Genomic DNA, 228 nt, shown 5'->3' with positions numbered 1-228 from the left:
CCTCCTATGAGTATTTCGAAGACGGCCTGCTGGTGATCGAAAACGGCAAGATCAGCGCGGTCGGCCATGCCGGCGACCTGCTGCCGACCCTGCCCGCCGATATCGACATCACCCATTACCAGGATGCGCTGATCACACCCGGCCTGATCGACACCCATATCCACCTGCCGCAGACCGGCATGGTCGGCGCCTATGGCGAGCAGTTGCTGGACTGGCTCAACACCTACA

General features: G+C 61.4%; 1 protein-coding gene. It reads left to right on the top strand.

Going from position 1 to position 228, the window contains the following annotated elements; all coding sequences use genetic code 11:
* Positions 1-228, top strand: a 228-nt coding sequence (locus tag SB756_RS36525) for an amidohydrolase family protein (protein WP_410914147.1), incomplete at both ends; no start/stop codon positions are given.

Source organism: Pseudomonas sp. SIMBA_068 (assembly GCF_046534705.1).
In the GTDB taxonomy this organism is placed as follows: Bacteria; Pseudomonadota; Gammaproteobacteria; order Pseudomonadales; family Pseudomonadaceae; genus Aquipseudomonas; species Aquipseudomonas putida.
This window is presented reverse-complemented; position numbering and strand designations above follow the sequence as displayed.